Source organism: Paenibacillus nanchangensis (assembly GCF_046543445.1).
In the GTDB taxonomy this organism is placed as follows: Bacteria; Bacillota; Bacilli; order Paenibacillales; family Paenibacillaceae; genus Paenibacillus_AQ; species Paenibacillus_AQ nanchangensis.
This window is the reverse complement of sequence record NZ_JBHOFD010000043.1, coordinates 13,865-37,087: the sequence shown is the minus strand read 5'-3', so window position 1 is coordinate 37,087 and position 23,223 is coordinate 13,865. Positions and strand designations below refer to the sequence as shown.

The 23,223-nt window shown below is 53.7% G+C and carries 24 protein-coding genes and 1 tRNA gene; 17 read left to right on the top strand and 8 right to left on the bottom strand.

Annotated elements, in window-relative coordinates:
- Positions 1-19 precede the first annotated feature (19 nt).
- From ACE6ED_RS25850 to ACE6ED_RS25840, 3 genes are all read left to right on the top strand, one after another.
- A complete protein-coding gene (locus tag ACE6ED_RS25850; protein ID WP_410830329.1) occupies positions 20-1,312 on the top strand; it encodes a DNA polymerase IV in 1,293 nt (430 codons plus the stop codon).
- Positions 1,313-1,476: 164 nt separating this feature from the next.
- Positions 1,477-1,719 (top strand): ferredoxin, encoded by a 243-nt coding sequence (locus ACE6ED_RS25845; RefSeq protein ID WP_410830328.1) that lies wholly within the window; start codon positions 1,477-1,479, stop codon positions 1,717-1,719.
- A gap of 158 nt (positions 1,720-1,877) precedes the next feature.
- The gene (locus tag ACE6ED_RS25840) at positions 1,878-3,275 is read left to right on the top strand and encodes a L,D-transpeptidase (RefSeq protein WP_410830327.1); all 1,398 of its coding nucleotides are present in this window, start codon (positions 1,878-1,880) and stop codon (positions 3,273-3,275) included.
- Positions 3,276-3,278: 3 nt separating this feature from the next.
- Here the strand turns inward: ACE6ED_RS25840 and ACE6ED_RS25835 are convergent, their stop codons facing one another.
- Entirely contained in the window at positions 3,279-3,416 is a 138-nt protein-coding gene (locus tag ACE6ED_RS25835; protein WP_410830326.1) for a hypothetical protein, read from the bottom strand.
- A gap of 239 nt (positions 3,417-3,655) precedes the next feature.
- Here ACE6ED_RS25835 and ACE6ED_RS25830 point away from each other — a divergent pair, with 239 nt between their 5' ends.
- The 6 genes from ACE6ED_RS25830 to ACE6ED_RS25805 all read left to right on the top strand — a co-directional run bounded on the left by ACE6ED_RS25830 (position 3,656) and on the right by ACE6ED_RS25805 (position 9,462).
- Positions 3,656-4,750 (top strand): quinone-dependent dihydroorotate dehydrogenase, encoded by a 1,095-nt coding sequence (locus ACE6ED_RS25830; RefSeq protein WP_410830325.1) that lies wholly within the window; start codon positions 3,656-3,658, stop codon positions 4,748-4,750.
- Between the two features lie 31 nt (positions 4,751-4,781).
- Positions 4,782-5,594: a GTP pyrophosphokinase gene (locus tag ACE6ED_RS25825; RefSeq protein ID WP_410830324.1), complete on the top strand. Its 813-nt coding sequence runs from the start codon at positions 4,782-4,784 to the stop codon at positions 5,592-5,594.
- The gene (locus tag ACE6ED_RS25820; protein ID WP_410830323.1) at positions 5,584-6,042 is read left to right on the top strand and encodes a DUF309 domain-containing protein; all 459 of its coding nucleotides are present in this window, start codon (positions 5,584-5,586) and stop codon (positions 6,040-6,042) included. Before ACE6ED_RS25825 ends, ACE6ED_RS25820 begins: the two co-directional genes overlap by 11 nt.
- Positions 6,043-6,116: 74 nt before the next feature.
- Positions 6,117-7,844, top strand: coding sequence for an RsmB/NOP family class I SAM-dependent RNA methyltransferase (locus ACE6ED_RS25815; RefSeq protein ID WP_410830322.1), 1,728 nt, complete (start codon positions 6,117-6,119; stop codon positions 7,842-7,844).
- Positions 7,845-7,847: 3 nt separating this feature from the next.
- Positions 7,848-8,609, top strand: coding sequence for a pseudouridine synthase (locus ACE6ED_RS25810; RefSeq protein WP_410830321.1), 762 nt, complete (start codon positions 7,848-7,850; stop codon positions 8,607-8,609).
- Positions 8,610-8,661: 52 nt separating this feature from the next.
- Complete coding sequence (locus ACE6ED_RS25805) at positions 8,662-9,462, top strand: Cof-type HAD-IIB family hydrolase (RefSeq protein ID WP_410830320.1); 801 nt, start codon at positions 8,662-8,664, stop codon at positions 9,460-9,462.
- A 269-nt stretch (positions 9,463-9,731) separates the two neighbouring features.
- Here ACE6ED_RS25805 and ACE6ED_RS25800 read toward each other — a convergent pair whose 3' ends face one another.
- Both ACE6ED_RS25800 and ACE6ED_RS25795 read right to left on the bottom strand, forming a co-directional pair.
- Positions 9,732-9,836 (bottom strand): YjcZ family sporulation protein, encoded by a 105-nt coding sequence (locus tag ACE6ED_RS25800; protein WP_410830319.1) that lies wholly within the window; start codon positions 9,834-9,836, stop codon positions 9,732-9,734.
- Positions 9,837-9,968: 132 nt separating this feature from the next.
- A complete protein-coding gene (locus ACE6ED_RS25795) occupies positions 9,969-11,351 on the bottom strand; it encodes an RsmF rRNA methyltransferase first C-terminal domain-containing protein (RefSeq protein ID WP_410830318.1) in 1,383 nt (460 codons plus the stop codon).
- 166 nt (positions 11,352-11,517) lie between these two features.
- On the opposite strand from ACE6ED_RS25795, the gene ACE6ED_RS25790 reads away from it, so the two are divergent.
- Positions 11,518-12,660, top strand: coding sequence for a glycosyltransferase family 4 protein (locus ACE6ED_RS25790; protein WP_410830317.1), 1,143 nt, complete (start codon positions 11,518-11,520; stop codon positions 12,658-12,660).
- Positions 12,661-12,860: 200 nt separating this feature from the next.
- Here ACE6ED_RS25790 and ACE6ED_RS25785 read toward each other — a convergent pair whose 3' ends face one another.
- Positions 12,861-14,081 (bottom strand): YkvI family membrane protein, encoded by a 1,221-nt coding sequence (locus ACE6ED_RS25785; RefSeq protein ID WP_410830316.1) that lies wholly within the window; start codon positions 14,079-14,081, stop codon positions 12,861-12,863.
- 179 nt (positions 14,082-14,260) lie between these two features.
- Here ACE6ED_RS25785 and ACE6ED_RS25780 point away from each other — a divergent pair, with 179 nt between their 5' ends.
- The 3 genes from ACE6ED_RS25780 to ACE6ED_RS25770 all read left to right on the top strand — a co-directional run bounded on the left by ACE6ED_RS25780 (position 14,261) and on the right by ACE6ED_RS25770 (position 15,597).
- A complete protein-coding gene (locus ACE6ED_RS25780; protein ID WP_410830315.1) occupies positions 14,261-14,833 on the top strand; it encodes a xanthine phosphoribosyltransferase in 573 nt (190 codons plus the stop codon).
- Positions 14,834-14,938: 105 nt separating this feature from the next.
- Entirely contained in the window at positions 14,939-15,268 is a 330-nt protein-coding gene (locus ACE6ED_RS25775; protein ID WP_410830314.1) for a hypothetical protein, read from the top strand.
- A 101-nt stretch (positions 15,269-15,369) separates the two neighbouring features.
- A complete protein-coding gene (locus ACE6ED_RS25770) occupies positions 15,370-15,597 on the top strand; it encodes a hypothetical protein (protein WP_410830313.1) in 228 nt (75 codons plus the stop codon).
- 259 nt (positions 15,598-15,856) lie between these two features.
- On the opposite strand, the gene ACE6ED_RS25765 is transcribed toward ACE6ED_RS25770, so the two are convergent.
- Positions 15,857-16,282, bottom strand: coding sequence for a hypothetical protein (locus ACE6ED_RS25765; protein WP_410830312.1), 426 nt, complete (start codon positions 16,280-16,282; stop codon positions 15,857-15,859).
- A gap of 184 nt (positions 16,283-16,466) precedes the next feature.
- On the opposite strand from ACE6ED_RS25765, the gene ACE6ED_RS25760 reads away from it, so the two are divergent.
- Positions 16,467-16,551, top strand: a tRNA-Leu gene (locus ACE6ED_RS25760).
- A gap of 159 nt (positions 16,552-16,710) precedes the next feature.
- Complete coding sequence (locus ACE6ED_RS25755; RefSeq protein WP_410830311.1) at positions 16,711-17,679, top strand: helix-turn-helix transcriptional regulator; 969 nt, start codon at positions 16,711-16,713, stop codon at positions 17,677-17,679.
- 120 nt (positions 17,680-17,799) lie between these two features.
- Here ACE6ED_RS25755 and ACE6ED_RS25750 read toward each other — a convergent pair whose 3' ends face one another.
- The 3 genes from ACE6ED_RS25750 to ACE6ED_RS25740 are packed head-to-tail and all read right to left on the bottom strand — an operon-like array spanning position 17,800 to position 19,729.
- Positions 17,800-18,474, bottom strand: coding sequence for a hypothetical protein (locus tag ACE6ED_RS25750; protein ID WP_410830346.1), 675 nt, complete (start codon positions 18,472-18,474; stop codon positions 17,800-17,802).
- A gap of 10 nt (positions 18,475-18,484) precedes the next feature.
- Positions 18,485-19,354, bottom strand: a complete 870-nt coding sequence (locus tag ACE6ED_RS25745) for an ATP-binding cassette domain-containing protein (RefSeq protein ID WP_410830310.1) — start codon at positions 19,352-19,354, stop codon at positions 18,485-18,487.
- A 3-nt stretch (positions 19,355-19,357) separates the two neighbouring features.
- A complete protein-coding gene (locus ACE6ED_RS25740; RefSeq protein WP_410830309.1) occupies positions 19,358-19,729 on the bottom strand; it encodes a GntR family transcriptional regulator in 372 nt (123 codons plus the stop codon).
- Between the two features lie 260 nt (positions 19,730-19,989).
- Here ACE6ED_RS25740 and ACE6ED_RS25735 point away from each other — a divergent pair, with 260 nt between their 5' ends.
- Both ACE6ED_RS25735 and ACE6ED_RS25730 read left to right on the top strand, forming a co-directional pair.
- Positions 19,990-20,694, top strand: a complete 705-nt coding sequence (locus ACE6ED_RS25735; protein ID WP_410830308.1) for an ABC transporter ATP-binding protein — start codon at positions 19,990-19,992, stop codon at positions 20,692-20,694.
- A gap of 2 nt (positions 20,695-20,696) precedes the next feature.
- The gene (locus tag ACE6ED_RS25730; protein WP_410830345.1) at positions 20,697-23,021 is read left to right on the top strand and encodes an ABC transporter permease; all 2,325 of its coding nucleotides are present in this window, start codon (positions 20,697-20,699) and stop codon (positions 23,019-23,021) included.
- Positions 23,022-23,223: the final 202 nt, after the last annotated feature.

The window sequence follows — 23,223 nt, the reverse complement described above, 5'->3', positions numbered from 1 at the left end:
AGGATTTGAGGTAGATCGTATGGAGAATGTATCGGGTCATTATCCCGCTAAAGGCAGAGTCATTTTGCATGTTGATATGAACGCCTTTTATTGTTCCGTGCATGAAGCGGAGCAGCCGAAACAGTATAAAGGGAAGGCGACCGCCGTTGCCGGCAGTGTGGAGCTGCGAAAAGGGATCATCGTCACCTGTTCCTACGCGGCCCGGCGGTTCGGCATCAAGACGGGAATGCAGGTTGGGCAGGCGCTGCGGCTGTGTCCGTCGCTGATCGTGATCAAGCCGGATTTTCAGCTGTACCGGCAGTATTCCGCGGCATTTATGCAGATTGCCTACAGCTATACGCCGCTGCTGGAAGCCGTGTCGATAGACGAATGTTACCTGGACATTACCGGTTCGCGTCAGTTCGGTACGCCGCTGGAGATTGCTTCCGAAATCCAGCGGCGAATCGGAGAGGAGCTTGGCCTGCCGTGCTCCATCGGGATCGCGCCGAACAAGCTGCTTGCGAAGATGGCAAGCGACATGAAGAAGCCTAACGGCATTTCGGTGCTCCGTCTGCGGGACGTCCCCCGGGTGCTGTGGGAGCGCCCTTGCGGCGAGCTGTTAGGCATCGGCGGGAAGACGGCCGAGAAGCTGCGATCGATGGGCATCTACAGCATCGGCCAGCTGGCGGCGGCCGAGGAGTCTGTGCTGGTCGACCGCTTTGGCATCAACGGCGCGTGGATGAAGCGGGCGGCACACGGCCTCGACGACGCGCCCGTGACGGAAGGGCGGGAGCAGAGCAAGTCGATCGGGCACACGACGACGCTGCCAAGCGATGTGACGGGCATCCGGGAAGCAGGCCCCGTTCTGCTGAGCCTCAGCGATCAGGTGGCCCGGCGGCTGCGGCGGAAAAACCTGGTTGCTTCAGGCGTGCAGCTGACGATCCGGACGCCGGACATGAAGACGATCACGCGCTCACGGCTTTTGGACGTGCCGACCGAAACGGCGGAGGAGGTTCATAAAGCCGCTTGCTCCCTGTTCGTCAAGCACTGGAACGAAAGCAGGCCGGTAAGGCTGCTTGGGGTGACGCTGTACCAGCTGACGCCAAAGGACGAAGCGGCGATCCAGCTGGATCTTTTTGATTACGAACGGCAGCCGAAAAAGGAATCGCTGAACAAAACGATGGATATGCTCCGCAACAAATTCGGCGAAAACGCGGTGCTGACGGCCGGCATGCTCGGCGATCCGCATACCGCTTTGCTGCGCAATCACAAGGCTCGCGGCACCTCGCTGCAGAAGGATAATTTGTCCCGGCCGGATGAGGCGAACGACTGACACGAACGTCTTTCAGGCTGTCAGTATTGCTCCCGCAATATACGACAGATATGTAAACACCGGGCGAAAGCGATTGATATTACAGCCTATTTATATTAATATGAGAAAAATAACAGGCCGATTCCAAGAAGCCTGTATAGGTTAAACAGGAGGCAGAGAAAACTATGGCTAAGTATACCTGGGTCGAGAAGGACACATGCATCGCCTGCGGCGCATGCGGCGCGACGGCCCCTGATATTTATGATTACGATGATGAAGGGCTTGCGGAAGTCATTTACGAAAATGACGGCAACCGCGGCGTGACTGTCATTCCGGACGAGCTGTTCGACGATCTTCAAGATGCGTGCGACGGCTGCCCGACCGACTCCATCAAAATCGCAGACGAACCGTTCAATAAAGAAGGCTAAGCAGCAGGCGCGGCAGCGTCCGTTGCCCTTAAACCTTTTGACAAAGCTCCCGTATTTATCCGGCTGTGCGGCTGGATAGGACTGGGGGCTTTTTCTTTTTGCCTATAAATGCCGATATAATGTAAGAAGACTACATAAGGAAAAATACGGAGGTCACGATGAAAAATTCGCAGTACCTCAAACAGTATGTCCAGAGCCATCCGGACAACAAGATGGCTTGGTACCTGCTGGGCAAGGAATATGTGAAAAACGGGCAGGAGGGCAAAGCCAATTACTGCTTCAACCGCGCCGGTTCGGTGTATGAAGCATTTGAGCACAGCAAGGTGCCGGCGGAGCTGCTGCAGGAATATGAAGAGCGGCTGGTTGAAGCCGGCCGTTCGCGGGATGCCCGCCGCCGCCGGCGCCGCCGGGTGTTGCTTGCGTGCATCCTGCTGCTGCCGGCGCTGATTCCGCCCGCATTGGCCCCGGGCCTTGCGCCGGAGCCTGCCGTGCCCGCCGCGAGCGGCGCGCAGGAGCCGGATGCGCCGCAGGCGGCCGGGCAGCCGGCGGACGCCGCAGGAGCACCCGCCGGGCTGTACACGGCGGTCGAAGCGGGCGGCACCCTGCCGGCTCCGGGCGGGCTGATGCGCCGCCCCGGCGCGGGGCGGGTTGCGGCGCTCGGGATGAAACGCAGCGGCAAATGGCTGCTGTGGAGCGAACGCCTGCCGCTCGAGTTCACACTCGAAGCGGCACCGGGGCGCCTCGCTTACCAGTCGTACAACGCCGCTGCGTGCGCCTGCGAGCCGCCGGCGGACGCGAAAGCGGCCGCGCCGGATGCGGCCGCCTGGCAGCGCCGGCAGGAGGAGCTTGCTTCGCTGTGGAGCGCCATTTTGCGCTTCCGCGAAGCGAAGGGCGTGCTGCCGGCTACGCTGGCGCAGCTGGCCGGGCCGTTCCCCGGCAACTGGCTGGCCGGTACGACGCCGGCCATGGAGTTGGCCTTCGGCCCGCTGACTGGCCTGGCCGCGGGAGCGGGAGCAGCCGGGCAGCCTGCGGCGGACGAGCTGCGGGCCTCGCCCGCCGGCAGCGTCCCCGCGGACGGAGGGACGGGGACGGAGGTTTACCCGCCTTATTTTACCGAACCGCTGCGCATTGTCGTGGACAAAGAAACGCACCGCCTCGCCGTGGTTAGCGGGGAAGTGGTGCTGCGGATGTATCCGGTTGGGCTGGGCGGAGACCGCACGCCCGAAGGAACGTTCCGGGTAACCGACAAGGTGAAAAATCCGAACGGACGGGATGACGGCGAGTTCGGGAGCCGGGGGATGGAGCTGACGGGAGGGAAATACGCAATTCACGGCACAAATGAGCCGGACAGCATCGGCAAAAACGAATCATTAGGCTGTATCCGGATGGGCCGGGAGGATGTGGAGGAGCTGTTTGACCTTGTGCCAAAAGGCACGCCGGTCTATATAGGCAAAGGGGGCCTGTCCGGTGCTCCGCTGGTCCCGGAGACGCGTTTTGCGGTCCAGGAAACGGAGGATCAGACCAACCCCCATAAACAATATCACTGGCTGAACTAGCAATCAGCCGCCGAGCACGATCAGAAGAACGACGATCAGCAGGATAAGCAGCGTGATGCTGACGCCGATCCATAGAATCGCCTTGCGGTTCACTTCTTCTTTCTTTTGCTGGAGAGTAGGGGGTTTGCGTTTGGCTGACATCGGGTTCTACCTTCCTTCTATCAAGATCGGTGCATGTACCTCCATTGTAATGCGTTTTCATTGAAAATACTATACTGCCGTGGAGCGGCTGCGGCTGCGATACCGAGGTGCCGTGGCGGAAGCAATACCTCCCTTTCCTTTTCGGCGCGAAAAGGCTAAAATCAATAAGGATACCATTTATAGAAGCGGGGAGAACGACACCTGTCAGCCAGGATCCCCAACAAAAGGAGCGAAGACGGGTGCTGTATCGCCGCATGGCCAAACCTATATTTTTCAAAATGGACCCGGAGCGGGCGCATCATCTTGTCATTGACGGGATGCACAGTGCGGCCCGGCTGCCGGGCGGCGCGGCGGCGCTGAAAGCGATGTACGGCGTCACGGAGACGCCCGATCTGGCCGTCGACCTGTTCGGTCTGCATTTTCCCACGCCGGTTGGTCTTGCCGCCGGACTCGATAAGAACGCCCAGGCAGTGACCGGGTTTTCGTCGATCGGCTTCGGCTTTATGGAGGTGGGAACCGTCACGCCCAAAGGACAGCCCGGCAACGAACTGCCGCGCCTGTTCCGCCTGCCTTCCGATGAAGCCCTCATCAACCGGATGGGCTTTAACAATGAGGGGGCGGAAGCGATGGCGGTCCGCCTGCGGCGTCTGTCCAAGCGGCCGATACCAGTCGCCGTCAATATCGGACGGAACAAAATCACGCCAAACGAAGAGGCGCATGAGGACTACCGGCGCTGTATCCGCACGCTGTATCCGTACGCCGATTTTTTTGTGGTCAATATCAGCTCGCCGAATACGCCGGATCTGCGCAGCCTTCAGCACGGCAGCGGATTGGCTTTTCTGCTTGAGCAGGTGAAGGAAGAGATGGCTATGCAGGGGGCGGAGCGCGGCTCCAAATCTCTGCTGGTCAAAATCGCGCCGGACGTCAGCGAAGCGGAGCTCGAGGCGATGGTCGAAACGCTGGCTAACGCGGGCGTGGACGGCATCATTGCCACCAACACGACGGTGAGCCGGGACGGCCTGACCCACCGCAACGCAGGGGAGACCGGGGGTCTTAGCGGCAAGCCGCTCCGGGACCGTTCGACTGAAATTATCCGGCAGATTTACCGCCAGACCGGCGGGAAGCTGCCGATTATCGGCTCGGGCGGCATCTTCGACAGCCGGGACGCGTATGCCAAAATCCGGGCGGGCGCGAGTCTGGTTGAGATCTACACGGCGCTGATCTACGAAGGGCCCGAGGTGAACCGCAAGCTGCATGCGGGGCTGCGGCGTCTCCTCAAGGCGGACGGATTCCGCCACATTTCCGAAGCGGTGGGAGCGGATCACCGGAGGTAGAAGCGCGCATAGGAACAGGAGGACGAAGCGTATGGACGGCAGAGACTGGGCGACATTTTTGCTGCCTTATGAACAGACGGTTGAGGAGCTGAAAGTGAAATTCAAGACGATGCGTTCCGAGCTGAAGAAGCGGGAAGAATATACGCCGATTGAATTTGTCACCGGCCGGGTCAAACGCCTGTCAAGCATTCTCGAAAAAGCAAAACGGCTTAACGTGCCGATGGATAAACTGGAGCAGGGCATCGAGGATATTGCGGGGCTGCGCATCATGTGCCAGTTCGTGGAGGATATCCGCCGGGTGGCCGAGTATATCCGGGCGCGTAAGGACTTGAAGGTGCTTTACGAGAAGGATTACATCACCAATTACAAAGAGAGCGGCTACCGCAGCTTTCATATGATCATTGAATATCCCGTACAGACGGCGCTGGGTCAAAAAATCGTACTCGCTGAAATCCAGATCCGCACGCTGGCGATGAATTTCTGGGCGACGATCGAGCATTCGCTGAACTACAAATACCGGGAGAGCCTGCCTGATGAAATCCGGCTGCGGCTGAAGACGGCCGCCGAGGCCGCTTCGATTCTGGACAGCGAGATGTCGAGCATCCGGGAAGAGATTCTCGAAGCCCAGAAGAAGTTTGAGGAAGAATCGAATACAACCACGCAGGTGCTGAATGCGATCCATCAGCTGTATTTTTACCATCTGGTTAATGAAGCGATCGACTGCCAGGCGAAGTTCAACGAGATCTGGCAGTCGCAGGATCAGGAAGCGATGAAGGCGCTGCTGCAGTCGGTCCGGGGAATGCTATCCAAGGCGAAAAAGGATTTTTTATCGGATGGCCTATGAACCGCTGTATGTCGCATACCTGATTTACTTCAACCGGGATCGCGATTATTTCGAGTGTCATGAAGTGCTGGAAGAGCTGTGGCTGGAACAAGACCGCGATCCGCTGTACAAAGCGCTGCTCCAGGCGGCTGTCGGTCTGTATCATTTCCGCAACGGCAACATCCGGGGCGCTGCCATCATGCTTGGCGGCTCGGGCGAACGTCTGGCCGCTTATCCGCCGGGAACGTTGGGAATCCGAATTGACAAACTTGCGGCGGAGTGCACGAATTATGCCCGCCGGCTGCAGCGGTACGAAACAGAGCCGTTTGCGTACGAAGATTTGACGATTGAAATCATGGATCCGGAGCTGGCTGCCGAAGTCCGGCGGACCGCCCCGGGCCTTGCGCCCAATATTCCGCAGCGCCGGGGACCGCAGAGACCGGACAAAGCAAAGGCAAAGCGGACATAATTTTTAATGAGAGGGGAACCCGGTAACTGGGCTCCCTTTTCGTCTAACTATGCATTCATCAGGAGGAACTCAAGATGGCCGTACAACTGCCCGGTCCGTTCGCTGTGCGGATGGAGGCGCTGCTGGGCGAGGAATATCAGCAGTTTATCAAGACTTATGAAGCGGAGCCCGCCGGAGGCATCCGGGTGAATACGCTGAAGCTGACGGTGGACGAGTGGCTGGAGCGTTCCCCGTTTGAGCTGGCGCCGGTCCCGTGGTGCCCGTCGGGATTTTATACGGTGCCCGGTGCCCGGCCTGGCAAACATCCTTATTATCATGCGGGGCTGTATTATATTCAGGAGCCGAGCGCCATGGCGCCAGGCGAGCTGCTGGGCGCGGTTCCCGGCGACCGGGTGCTGGATTTGTGCGCCGCTCCGGGCGGCAAGTCGACGCAGATCGCAGCGAAGCTGCAGGGGCAGGGCCTGCTGGTCTCCAACGACCTGCATCCGGACCGGACCAAGGCGCTGGCCAAAAATCTGGAGCTGTACGGCGTGCGGAACGCCGTGGTGCTGAACGAGACGCCGGAGCGGATCTCCTCGGCGTTTCCCGGTTTTTTCGACCGGGTGCTGGTGGACGCGCCCTGCTCGGGCGAAGGCATGTTCCGCAAAGACGAAGACATGTACCGGCAGTGGGATGAAGGGACGCCGGTCAAATACGCGGACATGCAGCGGGAGATTTTGCGCAGTGCGGCAAAGGCGCTGGCTCCCGGGGGCACGCTGGTGTACTCCACCTGCACCTTTGCGCCAGAGGAAAATGAGGGCATGATCCTGGCGTTTTTGCGGGAGCATCCCGAGTTTGAAGTGCAGCCTGTGCCGGAGGGAGCAAGTTATGGCCCCGGGTTGACTGACTGGCCGGGACGCGAGCCGGGGACATCCGCCGGATCGGCCGACGAAACCGCGGCGGATGAGGCGAGACGCGAGTCGCTGCGGGGAACGGCGCGGCTGTGGCCGCATAAGGTGAAGGGCGAAGGGCACTTCGTCGCCGTGCTGCGACACATAGGCGAAGGCGGTGACCGCAGGCTTCAGGAAGGCAGCGAGCGTGTGCCTCAGGAAAGCGTAGACCCGGCGCCCGCGAAGGGCGGCGGCCAGGCGCTTCATTCCGGACCGGACCCGCACAGCGGAGCGGGCCGCCGCGGCGAAGCGAACCGGCTTCGCGGCGAGGACCGGCTGCGCGGTGTGAAGGACGGCGGAGGCTCCAGACCCGGAGCTGGCGGCCGTCCGTCGCCGGCCAAGGGCAAAACCGCAAGCGGAAGGTCCGGGCAGGGCGGCAGAGACCGGGCCCCCGCCGGGGCAGGCGGGCGGAAAACGGCCGGACGGGCGGAGCAGGAACCGTACGAAGCATTTTTAAGCTTCGCCGGAGAACAGCTTACCCGGATTCCGGAAGGATATCCTGTGCGCTTTGGAGACCATCTGTATTTGTCGCCGCTGCCGGCCGAAGCGCTGAACGGGCTGAAGACGGTCCGGCCCGGCTGGTACATGGGACAAGTGAAAAACAGCCGTTTCATTCCGGGACACCCGCTGGCTGCCGCGCTCAACGCCAGTGAAAGCGTAAGGATGCTGGATCTTGCTGCGGACGGCGGCGAAGCGGTACGTTATTTGAAAGGTGAGACACTGGAGGTTCCGGCCGGCCGGCTGGTGCTGAAGCAGGATGCGTCTCCCAAGGGTTATGTGCTGATTTGTATTGACGGATATGCCGCAGGCTGGGGGAAATGGCAGGACGGCCTGCTGAAAAACGAATATCCTGCAGGCTGGAGGTGGACATAAAACATGGCCAAAACCAAAGAAGGCGGACGCGGCACGCAGCGGCTGGACAAAATTTTGGCGGCATCGGGCGCAGGCTCGCGCAGCGACATCCGCAAGCTGGCGAAGCAGGGCGGCATCACCGTTAACGGACAGGTCGTCAAAGACAGCGGGGCGCATGTCAATCCCGAAACGGATGTAATTGTTGCCGCGGGCGTGCGGATCAACTACCGGGAGCATATCTACCTGATGATGAACAAGCCGGCGGGGGTGCTGTCCGCTACCGAAGACCGGTATGGGCAGACTGTGATTGATTTGCTGGAGCCGGACTATGCCCGGTTCGAGCCTTTCCCTGTCGGAAGACTTGATAAGGATACGGTTGGACTGCTGCTGCTGACCAATGACGGTAAGCTGGCGCATGATCTATTGTCGCCCCGCAAGCATGTGCCCAAAGTGTACGAAGCCGAGGTGGAGGGGGATGTCGGACCTGACGATGTCAAGGCGTTTGCGGCGGGTGTGGAGCTGGATGACGGTTATGTGACGCTGCCGGCGCAGCTGCGGATTTTAAACCGGGACCGGGGACGGACCGTGAAATCCCTAATTTCACTGACGATCACGGAAGGGAAGTTTCATCAGGTCAAACGCATGTTCCAGGCGGTCGGCAAAAAGGTCCTCTTTTTAAAGCGGGTGGAAATGGGGCCGCTGCAATTGGACGAATCGCTTGCACCTGGCGCCTGCCGGGAGCTGACGGAGCAGGAGCTGGCGCAGCTGCGGAGGGAAGAGGCTTAAGAGAGACAAAGAGACATAAGAGACAGAGAGTGACGGAAAGGAAGAGTGGAGAATGAGATTCAAACTGATCGCGCTGGATGTGGACGGGACCCTGCTGAACGATGATCATCAGCTCAGCCGTGAAAATATGGAAGCCATCCGGGAGGTTACAAAGGCCGGGGGGCAAATTGTACTCTGCACCGGGCGGAGCCCGCAAAATTCCATTCCTTTTATGGAGGAAATGGGATTAACCGGGTATGTTCTTGCCCATAACGGAGCGGCTACCGTACGTGTGGAGGACCGCAAGGTACTGCATCAATTTGATCTGGATCCCCGCGGACTGGACCCTTACATGAGCTACTGCCGGGAACACGGCATTCACTTCGATATCAATACCGCGTTTGGGATGTTTGTGGACAATGTAGAAAATTTGACGGAAGAAGCCAAACAGATGTACAACCATTTCCGGATCATTCCCGCGGCGCTGCCAGCCTGGGAGGAATTTGCCGAGCCGGTGGTCAAGCTGACCGCATTCGGAACTGCCGAGGCGCTAAATGAGGCGGAACGTGAGTGGAGAACGTGGATTCCGGCGTATAATATCGTGCGCAGCGGGGAATTTTTTGTGGACTTTATGCACACCGATGCATCGAAAGGGAATGCGCTTAAGCATTTGGCTGAACAGCTTGGGGTTGCCCGGGAAGAAGTGCTGGCGGCCGGCAACTACTATAACGATATTTCAATGCTGACGTATGCGGGTTTGGGTGTCGCGATGGATAACTCTCCGCTGGAGGTGAAGGCGGCGGCTGACGCGGTGACGGTGACGAACAACGAGCATGGCGTTGCCAAGACGCTGCGGGAGTATTGTCTCTCTTGATGATCTCCTGACGAGGTTATAGGACGGTTACATTAATCCAAGGTAATGAATATGACAAAAAAAAGAGCGGCTCCCGGTCTGTGGATCGGGGCCGCTTCTGTGCGTTTATGGGCGTTTTGCAAATCCGCATCGTTGCAGGTGCGCGGAATGGATATCTGGATGAAACTCTGAAATGAAGGCCGCTCCCGCCCGTTCATCAGCCCGGGGCTGTGGCGGGAGGATTCGCTTGTTTGCAGCCGCAGCCGCGGCCGTTCAAGCAGGCCCGTGCCTTAGACGAACAGGGATCTGGAGATGATAACGAGCAGAATAAACAATACGAGAATTGCGCCTGTAGACGTGAATCCGTAGCCGTAACCGCCTGCAGCTGTACCCATAAGTAAAATCCTCCTTTGTGTGTTTCACCCGGCTGCCCTGGGAAGCGGGCGCCCTTGGGATAGTCACATCTTATTCGGAAAATCGGGTGCTGGTTGGTCCATCCGCCTATCCGCCCGAGATTTGGGCGAGTGTTACGGAAGGCGCAGGCCTTTCGGATAGTGGTTTTTCAGCCAGCCTCCGCTGGCTTTACCCCAACCGAGCGGCAGGCCGTCCACGGTAACGAGCGTCCAGCCGCGTAAAGAAGAAGGGCATTCAAGCGCCTCCCCCCGCAGCCATGCCGGCACACGGGTATCCTCCGCCTGCAGTTCGAATACCCGGGCCGCCTGGTCCGGCTTCAGCGCCATTGCCAGCGCATGCGCCGGCTCCAGCCGGTTTTTTTTGATATGGGCGACTTGAAGTCCTGCCCGTAAAACTCGTAGTCCGTCAAGGATTTGAGCCGGGAACGAACGTTCAAAAGCTGGCGGCAGCAGATACAGCGAATCGCCAAAAAGAACCGGCCGGCCTTCAGGGGAGTAACCCGGCAGCTCGGCTGCCGCCCAGTCGCTGAACTCCCGGAAAGCGGCTTCGGCTGGTGCGTCGCCGCGCCGCCCGCTTTTTCCGCCTTTGGCCGGAGGTTTGCTCTTCGAGATGCGCTCCGTTAGGGCGTCAGCATCCTCTGCTTTGCGCAGCAAAGCGACAAAATGGCCTTCGCCCCGCTCCTTATGCGGCCAAAGCCGCTTGATCGTTACCAGTTCCAGATCGGCGTAACGCTCCAGAAGCCTGCCGATCAGTTCTTCGTTTTCCTGCATGTTAAAGGTACAGGTAGAATAGGTCAGCCGTCCGCCGGGCTTCAGCATCGTGTAGGCGTCCTGAACAATATCCCACTGGCGGGCGGCGCACAGGTCAACCAGCTCAGGCGTCCAGTCCTCAGGCGCCTGCGGGTCCTTCCGGAACATGCCTTCGCCGGAGCAGGGAGCGTCAAGCATGATGCCGTCGAATGCCTGCGGAAACCGCGCGGCCAGGCCGTCCGGCGCCGAACTTGTGACCAGCGCGTTGGCAATTCCCGTCCGTTCCACATTTTCGGCTAAAATTTTGGCGCGCTCCGGATGGATTTCGTTTGAAACCAATAAACCTTGCCCCTGCATCCGGCCTGCGATATGAGTGGTTTTGCCTCCCGGCGCGGCGGCGAGATCAAGCAAAATTTCTCCCGGAAGGGGCTGGAGCAGCTCAGCCGCGGACATCGCGGAAGGCTCCTGAATATAATATAGTCCCGCGGTATGGTACGGATGCCGTCCCGGGCGGACGGGCTCCTCGTAGTATCGGCCATCAGGGCACCAAGGGACCAGGGTCAACCCGAAATGCTGTTCCGAACGCTCAGCGGCCCTGCGCCCCTCCTCCGTCACGGTCTTCAGCGGATTAAAGCGCAGCCCTTGGGTTCGCGGCTGCGAGAAAGCGGAGAGAAAAGCTTCCGTTTCACCGCCCAGAATTTCGCTTACCGACCGGACGAAAGGGGCCGGAAGCCGGGATAACGTCATACTGCATTGCTCCTTTATCTGTTTCTTGTGAGAGAAAGTGTACCATAAATGTTGGGCTGGAATACAGACTTGTGTAACGGTTTCGCTTTACGGAAACGAATGTTCTAGGCTATCATAATTGAAGCGATAGTCGATTCAGGCCTCAATGTAAAGGGGATGTAACCCAATGAACTTGCTGCAAGCGCTCTTCTTTCCGCCGGAACAGCCCGGCGGTGTCTCATCTATGATTCCCTATCTGCAGGACCGTTTCCGCTCGAGCCGCTGGGAGATGGAGCTGTTTTGGCTGCCGAAGCGGATCCGAAACAAAGGACGGGAAGATGTTGTGTTTGAAACGTTTGACTGGACGGTATACGGGGACAGCCCGGTCGTACAGAAATATATTCAGACCTACCGGGATTATTTGTGGTGGACGAAGCTGCGGCTGTCGAAAAAATATGATGTGATCCATGCCCATCACCCGATTGCCGGACTTGCGATGAAACAGGTGTACCCGGATACGCCGCTGATTCAGACGGTTCACTCCAGCTATGAACGGGAGCTGATTTTGAACGGGGCAATCAGGGAGGAGGGTCCTGAACATCAATTTCTTGTCCGGGTGTACAGGGAGCTGGAGCATCAAGCAGACCGGCTGATGACGGTTTCGCACGCGTTTGCCGATTATTTGTCCAGCTATACGGAGCGTCCCGAGCGGATTGAAATTATCCCTAACGGCTTCGACGAGAAGCGCTTTAAGCCTGTGCCGCACGACAATGATGTTCCACAGCTCGTAACGGTCTGCCGTCTCGTACCCGCCAAAGGGCTGGATGTCCTGCTTCAGGCGTGCGGCGAGCTGAAGCACAGAGGGCTGGATTATGTGCTCCACATTATCGGCGACGGCCCGTCCCGAACGGAGCTGGAGCATTTGGCCCAGTCGCTGGGAATTTATAATGAGACGATTTTTTACGGCTATACGCTGCATCCCGAGGAATTTATGCCGTTTTTTGATATCTTTGTCCTGCCATCCCGGGCGGAGGCGTTTGGTTCGGTATTTGCGGAAGCGGCGCTCAGCTGTCTCGCGCTGGTGGGCACCCGTGTCGGCGGCATTCCCGAACAGATTGAGGACGGGGTAAATGGGCTCCTGGTAGAGCCGGAAGATGTAACCGCGCTTGCCGATGCGCTGGAGAAGGTTATCACCGACCCGGCTTACCGCTACGAGCTGTCGCGCTCCGCCTGGGATAAAGCGAAACGCGAGTACTCGCTGACCCGGGTGGCCAATGAACTCAAACGCACCTATCTGCGGCATGCGCAGGAGAGCTTTAAGGAGGGTTAGGCGGGGGAGGGGCCTACGAGCCTAGAAAGCCTAAATGCCTAAGAAGCCTAGAAGCCAAAAAGCTTAAAGAAACCTAAAAACCGGGTTGGCAAGGGAGTCCCTTTGTCCGCCCGGTTTTCGTTTTTTTTCACACAGAAAAGGGTTTTTATTTCACAAGAAACACCCAAAAGAGGGCAATCTCTTATTCCTGCCAACCCCAGCTAACCCTCACGCCGCTTCAGTGGTTCTGCAGCACTTTTGACCTGGGGAATTTCGGCTATATACAGGGTGGACGGAGGTTTGACCTCAGGCCTCGCCTGAACAGCTGCACTGATGCCGGCTGTAGCAGGGGGAGATTCAGCCTCCTTTTTCCCGCCTCCCGGCGGAGACACTTTACCGCCGCTTGAAGGCGGGACAGGGCCGGACAACAGCAGCTTAAAGGCCCACACAAGCGCAAGCGCACCGAAAATCGGATACAAAAAAGCCAACAGCGAACTAAAACCGAACTGGCTAAAAAAATAACAGACCGCCATTACACCCGGAATAATCCATCCGGGGGGAACCGACAGCCGCTGCCGCAGCTGGGCCGTCACTCCATAAATATCGGCAACGAAGGTGCTGAAGATTTCCAGAAAAATAAGCAGCAGATAGATGCCTTGTACACCTTGTCCAAGCCGGAAGGCGATGCTTGCCATCGGGATTTCGTATTGGGTGATGCCCGGCATGTGCGCACTCATGGCAAAATGCGCTGCAAAGAGCATCAAACCGATGCCTACTCCTCCCAGGATGCCGCCGAGCTTCAGGTGCCGTTCCTGATCCGTATGTTTGGCGAGCGGTACGAGAACCGCCTGAGCCATTCCCAGATTAAAGGCCGTGTATAAGAGCGGCGAGAGCCAAGCGCGCACAGGACTCATCTCCGTATCCAGGTCGAGAAACCGGCCGGCCCCCGGCATGTCGAACGTGTTAACCACAATCAGCAGCGACAATGTGAGCATCAGTGGTACCACAATGGAATTCATCTGCAGGATTCCCGATATGCCCCGCTTCAGCAGAATGTACGAACCCACAAGTGTAATCACGAGCCCGGTCTGAAAATGAAGTCCCAGATGCTCTTCGAAGATCGCTCCCGCTCCGGCAAGCATAATGCTGTTCACTCCGATCAGAATGACGAGCGTAAACAGGCTGATGATGCTTCCGGTTTTTGGACCAAACAGGTAACGGTTCAGGTCTTCATAGGAATCGGCCTGGATCGCGCGCGCCAGCACCAGCATTTTGGTCCCAAGCCAGATGAACAGGGCGGTCGCCAGCATAATGGTAAACACAGCCCAATGGCCGTATCGGGTGAAGAACTGAAGGATCTCCTGCCCGGTGGCGAAGCCGGCCCCAACGATAGTTCCGATATACGTAAAAGCGATTTGCAGTGTTCGGATGATTGCTTTCACGGTCTGCCTCCCTCTGATTCCCTCCATGACGCTTTAGCGGATGTTCTTGTGCTGTCCGCTTAGTACAGGTTATGATGAGGAACAGTAGGACATGACTTTCCGCAGCGGGACACGCGTGATGAAACACGCATCCGGCGGAAAGAAACGTTGGAATATTATTGGCCGGGAGGTTCTTGTTCATGGAATTGTTGAAACAGCGGATTATGCAGGAGGCGGTTGTCGTATCGGATCAGGTGTTGAAGCTGGACGCGCTTCTGAATCACCAGGTGGATCCGGAGCTGACTATGGAGATGGGACGTGAATTTGCCGCACGGTTTGAAGCGGCCGGCGTAACCCGGATCGTAACTGTTGAATCTTCGGGAATCCCCGTTGCATTTGCCACCGCGCTGGTCATGAATGTGCCGCTGGTCTTCGCCCGCCGCAAAAAAACGCTGCTGGCCGACCCGGATGCGCTGTGCGAACGGGTGCCTTCGTTTACCAAAGGGATTGTTACGGACATTATGCTGTCCAGACAATTCATTGGTCCGGAGGATAAGGTTTTGTTTATCGACGATATCATCGCCAATGGCGATGCTGCCCGGGGTCTGATCAAGATCATCGAGCGTTCCGGTGCGGAGTTGGCGGGTCTTGGCGTAGTGGTGGAGAAGAGCTTCCAGGCCGGCGCCAGAACAATCCGGGAGCAGGGAATCCGGCTGGAATCTCTAGTGCGGATCTTGTCGCTGGCAGATGGACAAATCGTATTCGACGAATAAGGGGGTTGTGAATCCGAAAACAACCGCCCAATTTCGAACATTGGCTTTCCTCCCTATAGATTTTCAATTATAATAAAAAATAGACAGAGGAGAGGAGGCGTCACAATGGGGAAAGAACCGGTGACCGAACAATTTCTTTTAGATAAGCTGGCCGAGGCTAAGGATCATTTCGAACGGGCGCTGGATTGTAAGCATACCGAATTTGACGATCTGTATCCCTATATGATAGAACATCCTCAGTTTTTTTGGTACAAACGCTACGTAGCCTGGTCGGAACTGCTGACGATCGCCGGCTTGTGCGAAGAACTGTCCTACTCCTGGAGAGAGACGTTCACTGCGAAGCAAGTGGAGTATCTGGAACAACGGGTGATGTCCGCCAAAGTGCTCGATTTCTGGTTCGAGAAGAACGACAGCATCGAACACGCACAGCGCTAATATAGTGAGCCGCATTTATTTTTCTTAATGATGAAGACCCGAATGACCATTCATTGGGGTCTTTCTTTATGAGCAGAATCCGAAGAAAAAGGGGGAGTATCATGATTAGCGACGAATTGTTGAACGCTTACCGGTTATCGGGGGAGAAGGTCCGGGTAATCCGCGACGGGCTGGCCAGTAATGATGTGGTGGGGATTGTACTTGCCTGGGACGAGCAGCAGGTCATGATCCGCCGGCCCAACCGGAGAGTGGTGAAGCTGGACCGCAGCTACCGGATCCAGCCATTCAGCGAGCCCAGACCGGACATGCTGTCCGAAGCGGATATATGAGGGAGTAAGCACATAAAGGTGAACGCTTGAAAAACCTCCTGCGCTGCTCAGCCAGGTAGATACCGTAAGGCAGGCTGCTCGGGGAGCGATAACGGGATAGACGACAGGCGGATCGTCCATAGGTGGAGAGGGATAGTGGAACGAAGCCATCGACCGTCTGGAGGATGAATAAAACATGAAACAACAAGAGGGTGACAAGCGCAAGCGCTTATCACCCTCTTGTTGTAACGGCGGCGGAACGAACTGCCCCATAATTGGTTTATACCGGCACAGCGGCCAAAGTCTTCAGCTCTTCTTCGCGGCTGCTGATCGAGAACTCATTAGCCAGACCCAGATAGGCGCGCATGCGCACCATCATCTCCCGCCGGAAGCTTGGCCATTGAATCTTCAGATCGCCGGTAATTCCCCGGCATACATACGAAGCTTCTACACCCCGCTGGTCCTGGCGCACGCTGCTAATCTTCAGCTTGTGGCGGTCCAATTCGCGGGAAACCTCTTGCAGCATAAGCGAAGTCTTCTTGGCTCCGTTGCCCACCAGCTCCATGTACAGCTGAGGGGTCTTAAACAGACCGCTCTTGCCGATCACCCGGCAGTCGCGTTCGAACACTTTATGAATAAACGTCAGTAACAGGTAACTTCGGATAAGGGACAGTTCTTCCTGGGTAACTTCAACGGCAGTTGCCATAAGAATCACCTCAAATCTTAGGATGCGAACCTTTGTTCTTATTATAATCCGAACACCCATTAATTGCAACATTTATGCCAATTTTTGTGCAGCAGCACTGTTGGTGAAAAACTATTGACTGTGATTATTGTTCATGATATGATCTATCTTGTGACTGCGGAACGCAGATATCACTTTCAAATATGCGGTCGTGGCGGAATTGGCAGACGCGCACGGTTCAGGTCCGTGTGGGCTAACCCCCCGTGGAGGTTCGAGTCCTCTCGACCGCATTAGCCTAACAATGACAAGCTCTTGATTTTCCTTCGAGGAAATTCAGGGGTTTTTTGCATATAAGGAACTTTCAAGGTTTTGCACAAGTGAAATCAAGTAGTGCGATCTTCATTATTCTATAATGACTATAGAATGGTTGGGACGAGGTGAACCGACGAATGTACGAGTGGTATAAGCAAATCCAAGTAATCGTTGATGAAATTGACAAGTGTATTAAGCACCGTAATGGTGAAGCCGTAACGCTGAGGTTTCTTTCTCGTAAGTTGGGTTATTCCGAATTTCATATGACGAGAAAATTTAAGGAAATATCGGGTATGTTATTAAGGGATTATCTACGGCACAGGAAATTAGCGTTCGCACTAAAGGAGGTTCGAGATAGTGAAAAAAGTATTTTGGAAATTGCAATTGATTATGGTTTTTCATCAAATGAAGCTTTCACCAGAGCTTTCAAAGGAGCCTACGGTGTAACTCCAAGCAACTACCGAAAAAAGCCTAAACCAGTCGTTCTTCGTACAAAAATAAACCCTTTTGACCGTTACTTTTTTGGATTGGGGGAGATTGGTATGACGAAATCTAGTGATGATGTTAGAATTTATTATGTAACCATTCCTGCACACAAATTTTTGCACATAAAGAACTATGAGAGTAATGGCTATTGGGATTTTTGGCAAAAGCAAAGTCTTATTCCGGGTCAGGACTGCGAAACAATTTGCGGCTTACTCGATAGTATCAAAGGTAAACTAGATGATGGTGGAGGGAGCGAATCTAACGGTGGTAGCGGTCAGATTATGGCGTACATTAACGATCCGGACGGAAGAATCTGCGACTGGGGGTTTCCACGTACAGAATGTTACGGTGTACGGCTGCCATTTGATTATAAAGATGAAGCACCCTCGCCAATGCTCATGATTGATGTTCCCGAAGCCGAATATATAGTTTTTGAACACGGGCCATTTGATTATGAGCAGGAAAATCGTAGTGTGGAGGAAAAGATTGAAAAAGTCATGGCAACTTTTGATTTTGCCTGTACTGGTTACTGCTTTGATACTTCCCCTGGTAGAATCATCTACTTTTATTTTTATCCGGAACAGTTTTTTAAATATATCAGACCAGTAAGAAAGTCATAATCAATAAACAGCACCTGGCCAATACGACAGGTGCTTTACTACATTGGATAACATTCCGAGGCTTTCACAGTAAAATTTTAGGATTTCCTGTCTTGATCAAGATGGCTCCAAGCCATGTTCTTAATGCGTTCTTCTCCGTGTGAAAAGCCAGCAGCCGGCCGAAAAAACGCAATAAAGGGCAAGGTTAAATCCGATACCCGCCAGCAGGGAGCGATTGAATAAAAGGGCTTGGAAAAAGGAAACCACGTGTACTCGAAGGGAAGGAATTGCTGTTCCGACCGGAATTGCCGCGATGAGCAGTGCCGACAGAAGCCAGCCAACAGGGTGATAGTAGCCGGAGAACAGCATGCTTAGAAGGGCCATCACCATTAAGTAAAAGGCAGTCTGGTAAAGAAATGAACCAGCCAAGCCAAAGTCATCCCAATGAAAAGCCTGAATAAGGCCAACGGCATTCTCATGATTCCGGAACACATGGACTTCGAGCATAAACCATACGGAATTGCACAAAGCAATGGCTGCTGCCCAAACGGTAAATACAAATTGCAGGCCCTTAAAGTATTGTGCTCGGCTTGCACCTAAGTTAACGATGCGTTTGTAATAATTAAGCGGGAGCAAGCTGGCGAAAAAAAGCAAGATCAGCAGTAACATGTTGGTTTCCGATAGGCGGCTAAGTCCATAGGTGTCCGTACTGATACTGACAATGATCTCCGCCGTTCTCCCAAGCAGGATCACCATAATTACGAACCAGATGTAAAACCTCATCTGTAAATAAGTCGCCTTTAAATGAACGGACATTGAACCCAATTCAGGGACCCCCTTCGATCAAATACGAAAAAAACTTTTGCAGCGATAGATGTTCAATCGAAATATCCAGCTCACGCGCCCGCTGCCGATCCCCCTCATCCAATGTTTCGTAAATAGCGGCAAGTGTGCCCCGGCCATATAATTCCGTATGTAGTACCCGCTTTCCGGCTGTAAACGAAGCTACTGCCTCCGAATTTCCCCGGAGCTGATGAGCAGCCGTCTGTATTCGCTCTATCTCATCATGAAGCAGGGAAGACCCTCCGTCGATGATATAGACTTGTTCTGCGACCGGAACGATTTCGTCAATTAAATGCGTAGACAATAAAATGGTGCGGGGATGGCTGGCGTAATCCTCCAGCAGCATCTTGTAAAACCGCTCCCGCATCAAGACATCAAGTCCCAGCACCGGCTCGTCGTATACCGTCAGCGCAGCCCGGCTGGCTAGACCGATGATATTTCCTACGATCGTTTCTGCACCTCTAGAAAGCTGCCTGATTTTTTTGCGGGGGTCAAGCTGGAAGGTTTCAAGCAGCTCGTGAGCGAACGCCCAGTTCCAATTGGGATGAAAACCGGCGGCAAACTGCAATACTTCGATAACGCGCCTTCCGCCAAAATGTTTGAACTTCTCGCGGACGTAACAGAAATCCTTAGGCAGTTCTCCTTTTCGCAGTTTTCCTCCGTTTACCTCGACTGTTCCGCCGTCCGCTAAGATACCGCCCGCCACGATGTCAAGCAGCGTCGTTTTGCCGGCGCCGTTTCGTCCGAGCAAGCCGCAAATCACGTTTTCCTCCAGCTGCAGATTCAGACCGCGCAAGGCGTGGACCCGGCCGTATTTTTTATCCAAATTCTCGCAAGACAATGCGATCCCCACCTGCTATTCCTCCTTTCTCAACTGTTTGATCATGCTGATGATCTCTTCGGTTGACAGCCCAAGCTTGTCGGCTTCATCCACCAAATGAGACAACAGCTCTTTGGAGAAACGTTCTCTTCGTTTCCACTGAATTTTCTCCTTTGCGTCTGTGGAGACAAACATGCCAAGCCCTCTTTTTTTGTACAGGATACCTTCATTTACGAGCAGGCCGATCCCCTTGACTACGGTTGCCGGGTTGATCTGAAACAGCTGAGAGAACTGGGCAACGGAAAGAACCTGCTCATCCACACGGAAAGTGCCGTTTAGAATATCATCCTCAATAATGTGGGCGACCTGTTGAAAAATCGGTTGCTTATCGTCGAAAGTAACGCTCATTAGTTCTCCATTCATCATATTGGTATGTTACTCATCTAACATACCATAATTCATGCACAAATCCTTGTCAACATTTGAGGATGGGCTCCGGGACAAAGGTCAATGAGTTTATACAAGAACATAAAATCGTTTGTTGACAATAATTAAATCGGGTATTACAGTATGCTACATGAGTAACACACTAACATTCCGGGAATAAGCTGCTTGGCATGATAGAGAAAGCACAGTTTCAGAACTCGGGACCAAAGGAGAGGAAAGAAGTGAATCCATTAATTGAATTCAAAAATGTAACGAAGGAATACAAAGTGGGGGAAGTGCAAATCAAAGCGCTGGATGGCGTTGACTTTTCCATATCAGAAGGGGAGTTTGTTGTTATTCTGGGCGCTAGCGGGGCGGGGAAAAGCACCATTCTGAATATTCTTGGGGGGATGGATACGGCTACTTCAGGGCAAGTGCTTGTTGGCGACCGGGAACTAACCAAATCAGGTGAAAAAAAACTAACGCAATATCGGGGGGAGAAGGTGGGGTTTGTATTTCAATTCTACAACCTGATCCCGAATCTAACCGCCCTGGAAAATGTTGAATTTGCCGCTGAAGTATGCAAAAACCATCTGGATGCTAAAGAAACCCTGCATCAAGTCGGATTAACGGACCGGATTCAAAATTTCCCTTCCCAGCTCTCCGGAGGCGAACAGCAAAGGGTGGCCATTGCTAGGGCCGTAGCTAAGAACCCAATGCTGCTGCTTTGTGACGAACCTACTGGAGCGTTGGATTATGTTACGGGCAAATCCGTGTTAAAGCTGCTTGAAGATTTGAACAAGCAGATGAAGAAATGTGTCGTTTTGGTCACGCATAACACAGCGATTGCTCCTATGGCTGATAAAATTATTAGGGTGAAAAGCGGGAAAATTGAAAGTATAACCATCAATAAACAAAAACAAAGTGTTGAAGGGATTGAGTGGTAAATATGAAGTTAGGGTTGAAATTACTTCGGGATATCAAACAGTCTGCCGGCCAATTTTTGTCCTTTGTGCTGGTGATTGCTGTTGGAGCCTTTTTCTATACGGGGCTGGTCACCTTGAGCGGTAATCTGAACGAATACAAGGATACTTATTATAAAAAGCATAATCTAAGCGACTTGAATGTGTATTACAGTCAAATTACCAAGCAGGAGGTGGAGAACTTACGCGGAGTGGACGGCATCAATAAGATGGAAGGGCGTTATACTTTTGATGCTGTGCAAACTTTTGAAGGGAACAAAGCTGCGTTAAAGATTCACTCGATTCCTGAAAATAATGAAATCAACACGCTTACTCTGATCGAGGGAAAACTCCCTTCCAGCAAAGGCCAAATTGTAGTAGATTCCCATTATGCCGCAGAACATCAATACCGCATTGGAGATGAACTGAATTTACGTGCAAACGATAAAGATCTGACCTTCACCCTTAGCGGCTTGGCCGAAAACGTGGAGTATGCGAAAAAAAATGAAGTACAGGATCATAAAGCTCACGGGATTGCTTACATTGGCGAAGAGAGCGTGCCAGAAGTTGCAGGCGGCTTGTTTTACAATGAGATTTTGGTTGATGCGGCAGACGGTTACGACATTAAACAAATAGGAGAATCCATCAGGGAGAACTCCAATCCACATACCTACCTGAACGAGATAAGTAAAGAACGGATGTTCAGTTATTCGCAATTGAATGCCACCATTCATAATAATAAGCTGATGAGCAAGGTTATTCCTTTGGTACTCTTTTTGATTGAGGCGATTATCCTGTTTCTTGCGATGTCTAGGATCATCGATTCGCAAAGGAACCAAATCGGTATCATGAAAGCTCTAGGGGTGGGTAATGGAAAAATTATGCTTCACTATATGGGTTATCCCGTGCTGGTCGGTATTGCAGGCACCCTTCTCGGTTATGTAATTGCCGCAGTTGTGTTTATCCCCATGATCGTGGAATCGAATGCAAGGTCTTATTCGCTGCCGGGTATCCAATTTCCGCTATCGTATGAATTGATATTTCCTCCTCTTCTTGCCTCCAGTGTTTTTGGAATATTATCCTGTTACTTCAGCGGCAGAAGCCTATTAAAAGAACGAGCAGCCCAGGCGATGCGCCCGAAACCGCCAAAAACGATGAAAAAAATCCTCCTGGAACGAAATCCGGGCCTATGGGGCCGTATTCCATACAGCTACAAGCTCATTTTGAGGAATATTTTCCTGAATAAACAAAAAGCTCTGGCAAGCTCGATCGGAGTCGTGGTGAGCACGGTTTTATTAATTACGGCGTTCAGCACACAGGCCTCTTTGCAAAAAGTAGCCGACCAAGTAGAACAGGTATACACCTATGATCTAAGAGCAGATTATAAAACGGGCACCCTTTTGAATACGGCTACTTTTCCCTCCGGTATACAAAACAGCTATTTTTTATCCAGCTATCCCGTCGAAATCATTAAAAACGATCAAGCCGAAAAGGCGTCTTTAGTGGTAACGGAAAAAGAAAACCGTCTTATTCATTTTTTTAACGAAAATGACAATCCAATTCAACTGGAGGAGAATGGCGTACTGGTGCCTAAATCTTACGCTGACAAATACCGGATTTCGGAAGGGGACCTCATTCAAATCAGGTTTGCGGCACCCGAGCTTAAGAACAAAACGGCAGCTATGAAGGTTGCAAAAATATCTTCCCAGTACACAAACCCGTCGTTTTATATCACTCCCGGTTATTTGGAGAGCTTTGGGCTGGATTACCGACCCACCTCGCTTTTAGTTAAAGCTAACGAGGCGGCAGATCTGGCAGGCATCCGCAATTTCTTTGAACAAGACCCCAATATAGATATCATTGCGGATAAAACGGACTTAAAGAAGACAGCCCAATATATTATGGAGCAAAACAGCTTTGTATTTATCATGTTTATCATTTGTGCCGTGGTCCTCTCTTTTGGGGCGATCTATACGATAACTTCCATCAACATCTACGAAAGAAGCCGGGAGCTTGCAACCCTTAAAGTATTGGGCTATCAAAAAAATAAAATAAACCGGCTGATTTTTGTTGAGACCATTGTTCTCACCACAGCAGCGGTCCTTGCTGCTTTACCGGTAAGCGGGTATGTATATAAGGTTGTTATAAAGGCATTATCCAGTACGCACCAGCAGATTCCCGATCAACAAAATATGGCCGTTATACTGCTGTCAATATGTCTTGCATTTCTCCTAACCATTCTGGCTAACCTGCTGCTGAAGAGAAAAGTAACGAAAATTAATATGATTGAAGCGTTAAAAAGCATAGAATAGATTTTTGATTTTACAAATTATTCTGTATCACGGAGAAGAGCAGCTAGTGAAGCATGGAACCCGATGCTCGGCGATGCACCGTGTCCACTTCAATGTCAAGGGCACGCCTGTGCTTGAAGTGGCAGGGGAGAGAGATGTCCACCCAGATTATGCCGATTGCTCCATGCAGGTGATGGTGCTTGCATAACCGGCTTAGCCCATG

Coding starts and splice junctions, on each gene's coding strand:
- ACE6ED_RS25850 (WP_410830329.1), top strand. CDS start 20: ATGGAGAATGTATCGGGTCATTATCCCGCTAAAGGCAGAGTCATTTTG.
- ACE6ED_RS25845 (WP_410830328.1), top strand. CDS start 1,477: ATGGCTAAGTATACCTGGGTCGAGAAGGACACATGCATCGCCTGCGGC.
- ACE6ED_RS25840 (WP_410830327.1), top strand. CDS start 1,878: ATGAAAAATTCGCAGTACCTCAAACAGTATGTCCAGAGCCATCCGGAC.
- ACE6ED_RS25835 (WP_410830326.1), bottom strand. CDS start 3,416: ATGTCAGCCAAACGCAAACCCCCTACTCTCCAGCAAAAGAAAGAAGAA.
- ACE6ED_RS25825 (WP_410830324.1), top strand. CDS start 4,782: ATGGACGGCAGAGACTGGGCGACATTTTTGCTGCCTTATGAACAGACG.
- ACE6ED_RS25820 (WP_410830323.1), top strand. CDS start 5,584: ATGGCCTATGAACCGCTGTATGTCGCATACCTGATTTACTTCAACCGG.
- ACE6ED_RS25815 (WP_410830322.1), top strand. CDS start 6,117: ATGGCCGTACAACTGCCCGGTCCGTTCGCTGTGCGGATGGAGGCGCTG.
- ACE6ED_RS25810 (WP_410830321.1), top strand. CDS start 7,848: ATGGCCAAAACCAAAGAAGGCGGACGCGGCACGCAGCGGCTGGACAAA.
- ACE6ED_RS25805 (WP_410830320.1), top strand. CDS start 8,662: ATGAGATTCAAACTGATCGCGCTGGATGTGGACGGGACCCTGCTGAAC.
- ACE6ED_RS25800 (WP_410830319.1), bottom strand. CDS start 9,836: ATGGGTACAGCTGCAGGCGGTTACGGCTACGGATTCACGTCTACAGGC.
- ACE6ED_RS25795 (WP_410830318.1), bottom strand. CDS start 11,351: ATGACGTTATCCCGGCTTCCGGCCCCTTTCGTCCGGTCGGTAAGCGAA.
- ACE6ED_RS25790 (WP_410830317.1), top strand. CDS start 11,518: ATGAACTTGCTGCAAGCGCTCTTCTTTCCGCCGGAACAGCCCGGCGGT.
- ACE6ED_RS25780 (WP_410830315.1), top strand. CDS start 14,261: ATGGAATTGTTGAAACAGCGGATTATGCAGGAGGCGGTTGTCGTATCG.
- ACE6ED_RS25775 (WP_410830314.1), top strand. CDS start 14,939: ATGGGGAAAGAACCGGTGACCGAACAATTTCTTTTAGATAAGCTGGCC.
- ACE6ED_RS25770 (WP_410830313.1), top strand. CDS start 15,370: ATGATTAGCGACGAATTGTTGAACGCTTACCGGTTATCGGGGGAGAAG.
- ACE6ED_RS25765 (WP_410830312.1), bottom strand. CDS start 16,282: ATGGCAACTGCCGTTGAAGTTACCCAGGAAGAACTGTCCCTTATCCGA.
- ACE6ED_RS25755 (WP_410830311.1), top strand. CDS start 16,711: ATGTACGAGTGGTATAAGCAAATCCAAGTAATCGTTGATGAAATTGAC.
- ACE6ED_RS25750 (WP_410830346.1), bottom strand. CDS start 18,474: ATGTCCGTTCATTTAAAGGCGACTTATTTACAGATGAGGTTTTACATC.
- ACE6ED_RS25740 (WP_410830309.1), bottom strand. CDS start 19,729: ATGAGCGTTACTTTCGACGATAAGCAACCGATTTTTCAACAGGTCGCC.
- ACE6ED_RS25730 (WP_410830345.1), top strand. CDS start 20,697: ATGAAGTTAGGGTTGAAATTACTTCGGGATATCAAACAGTCTGCCGGC.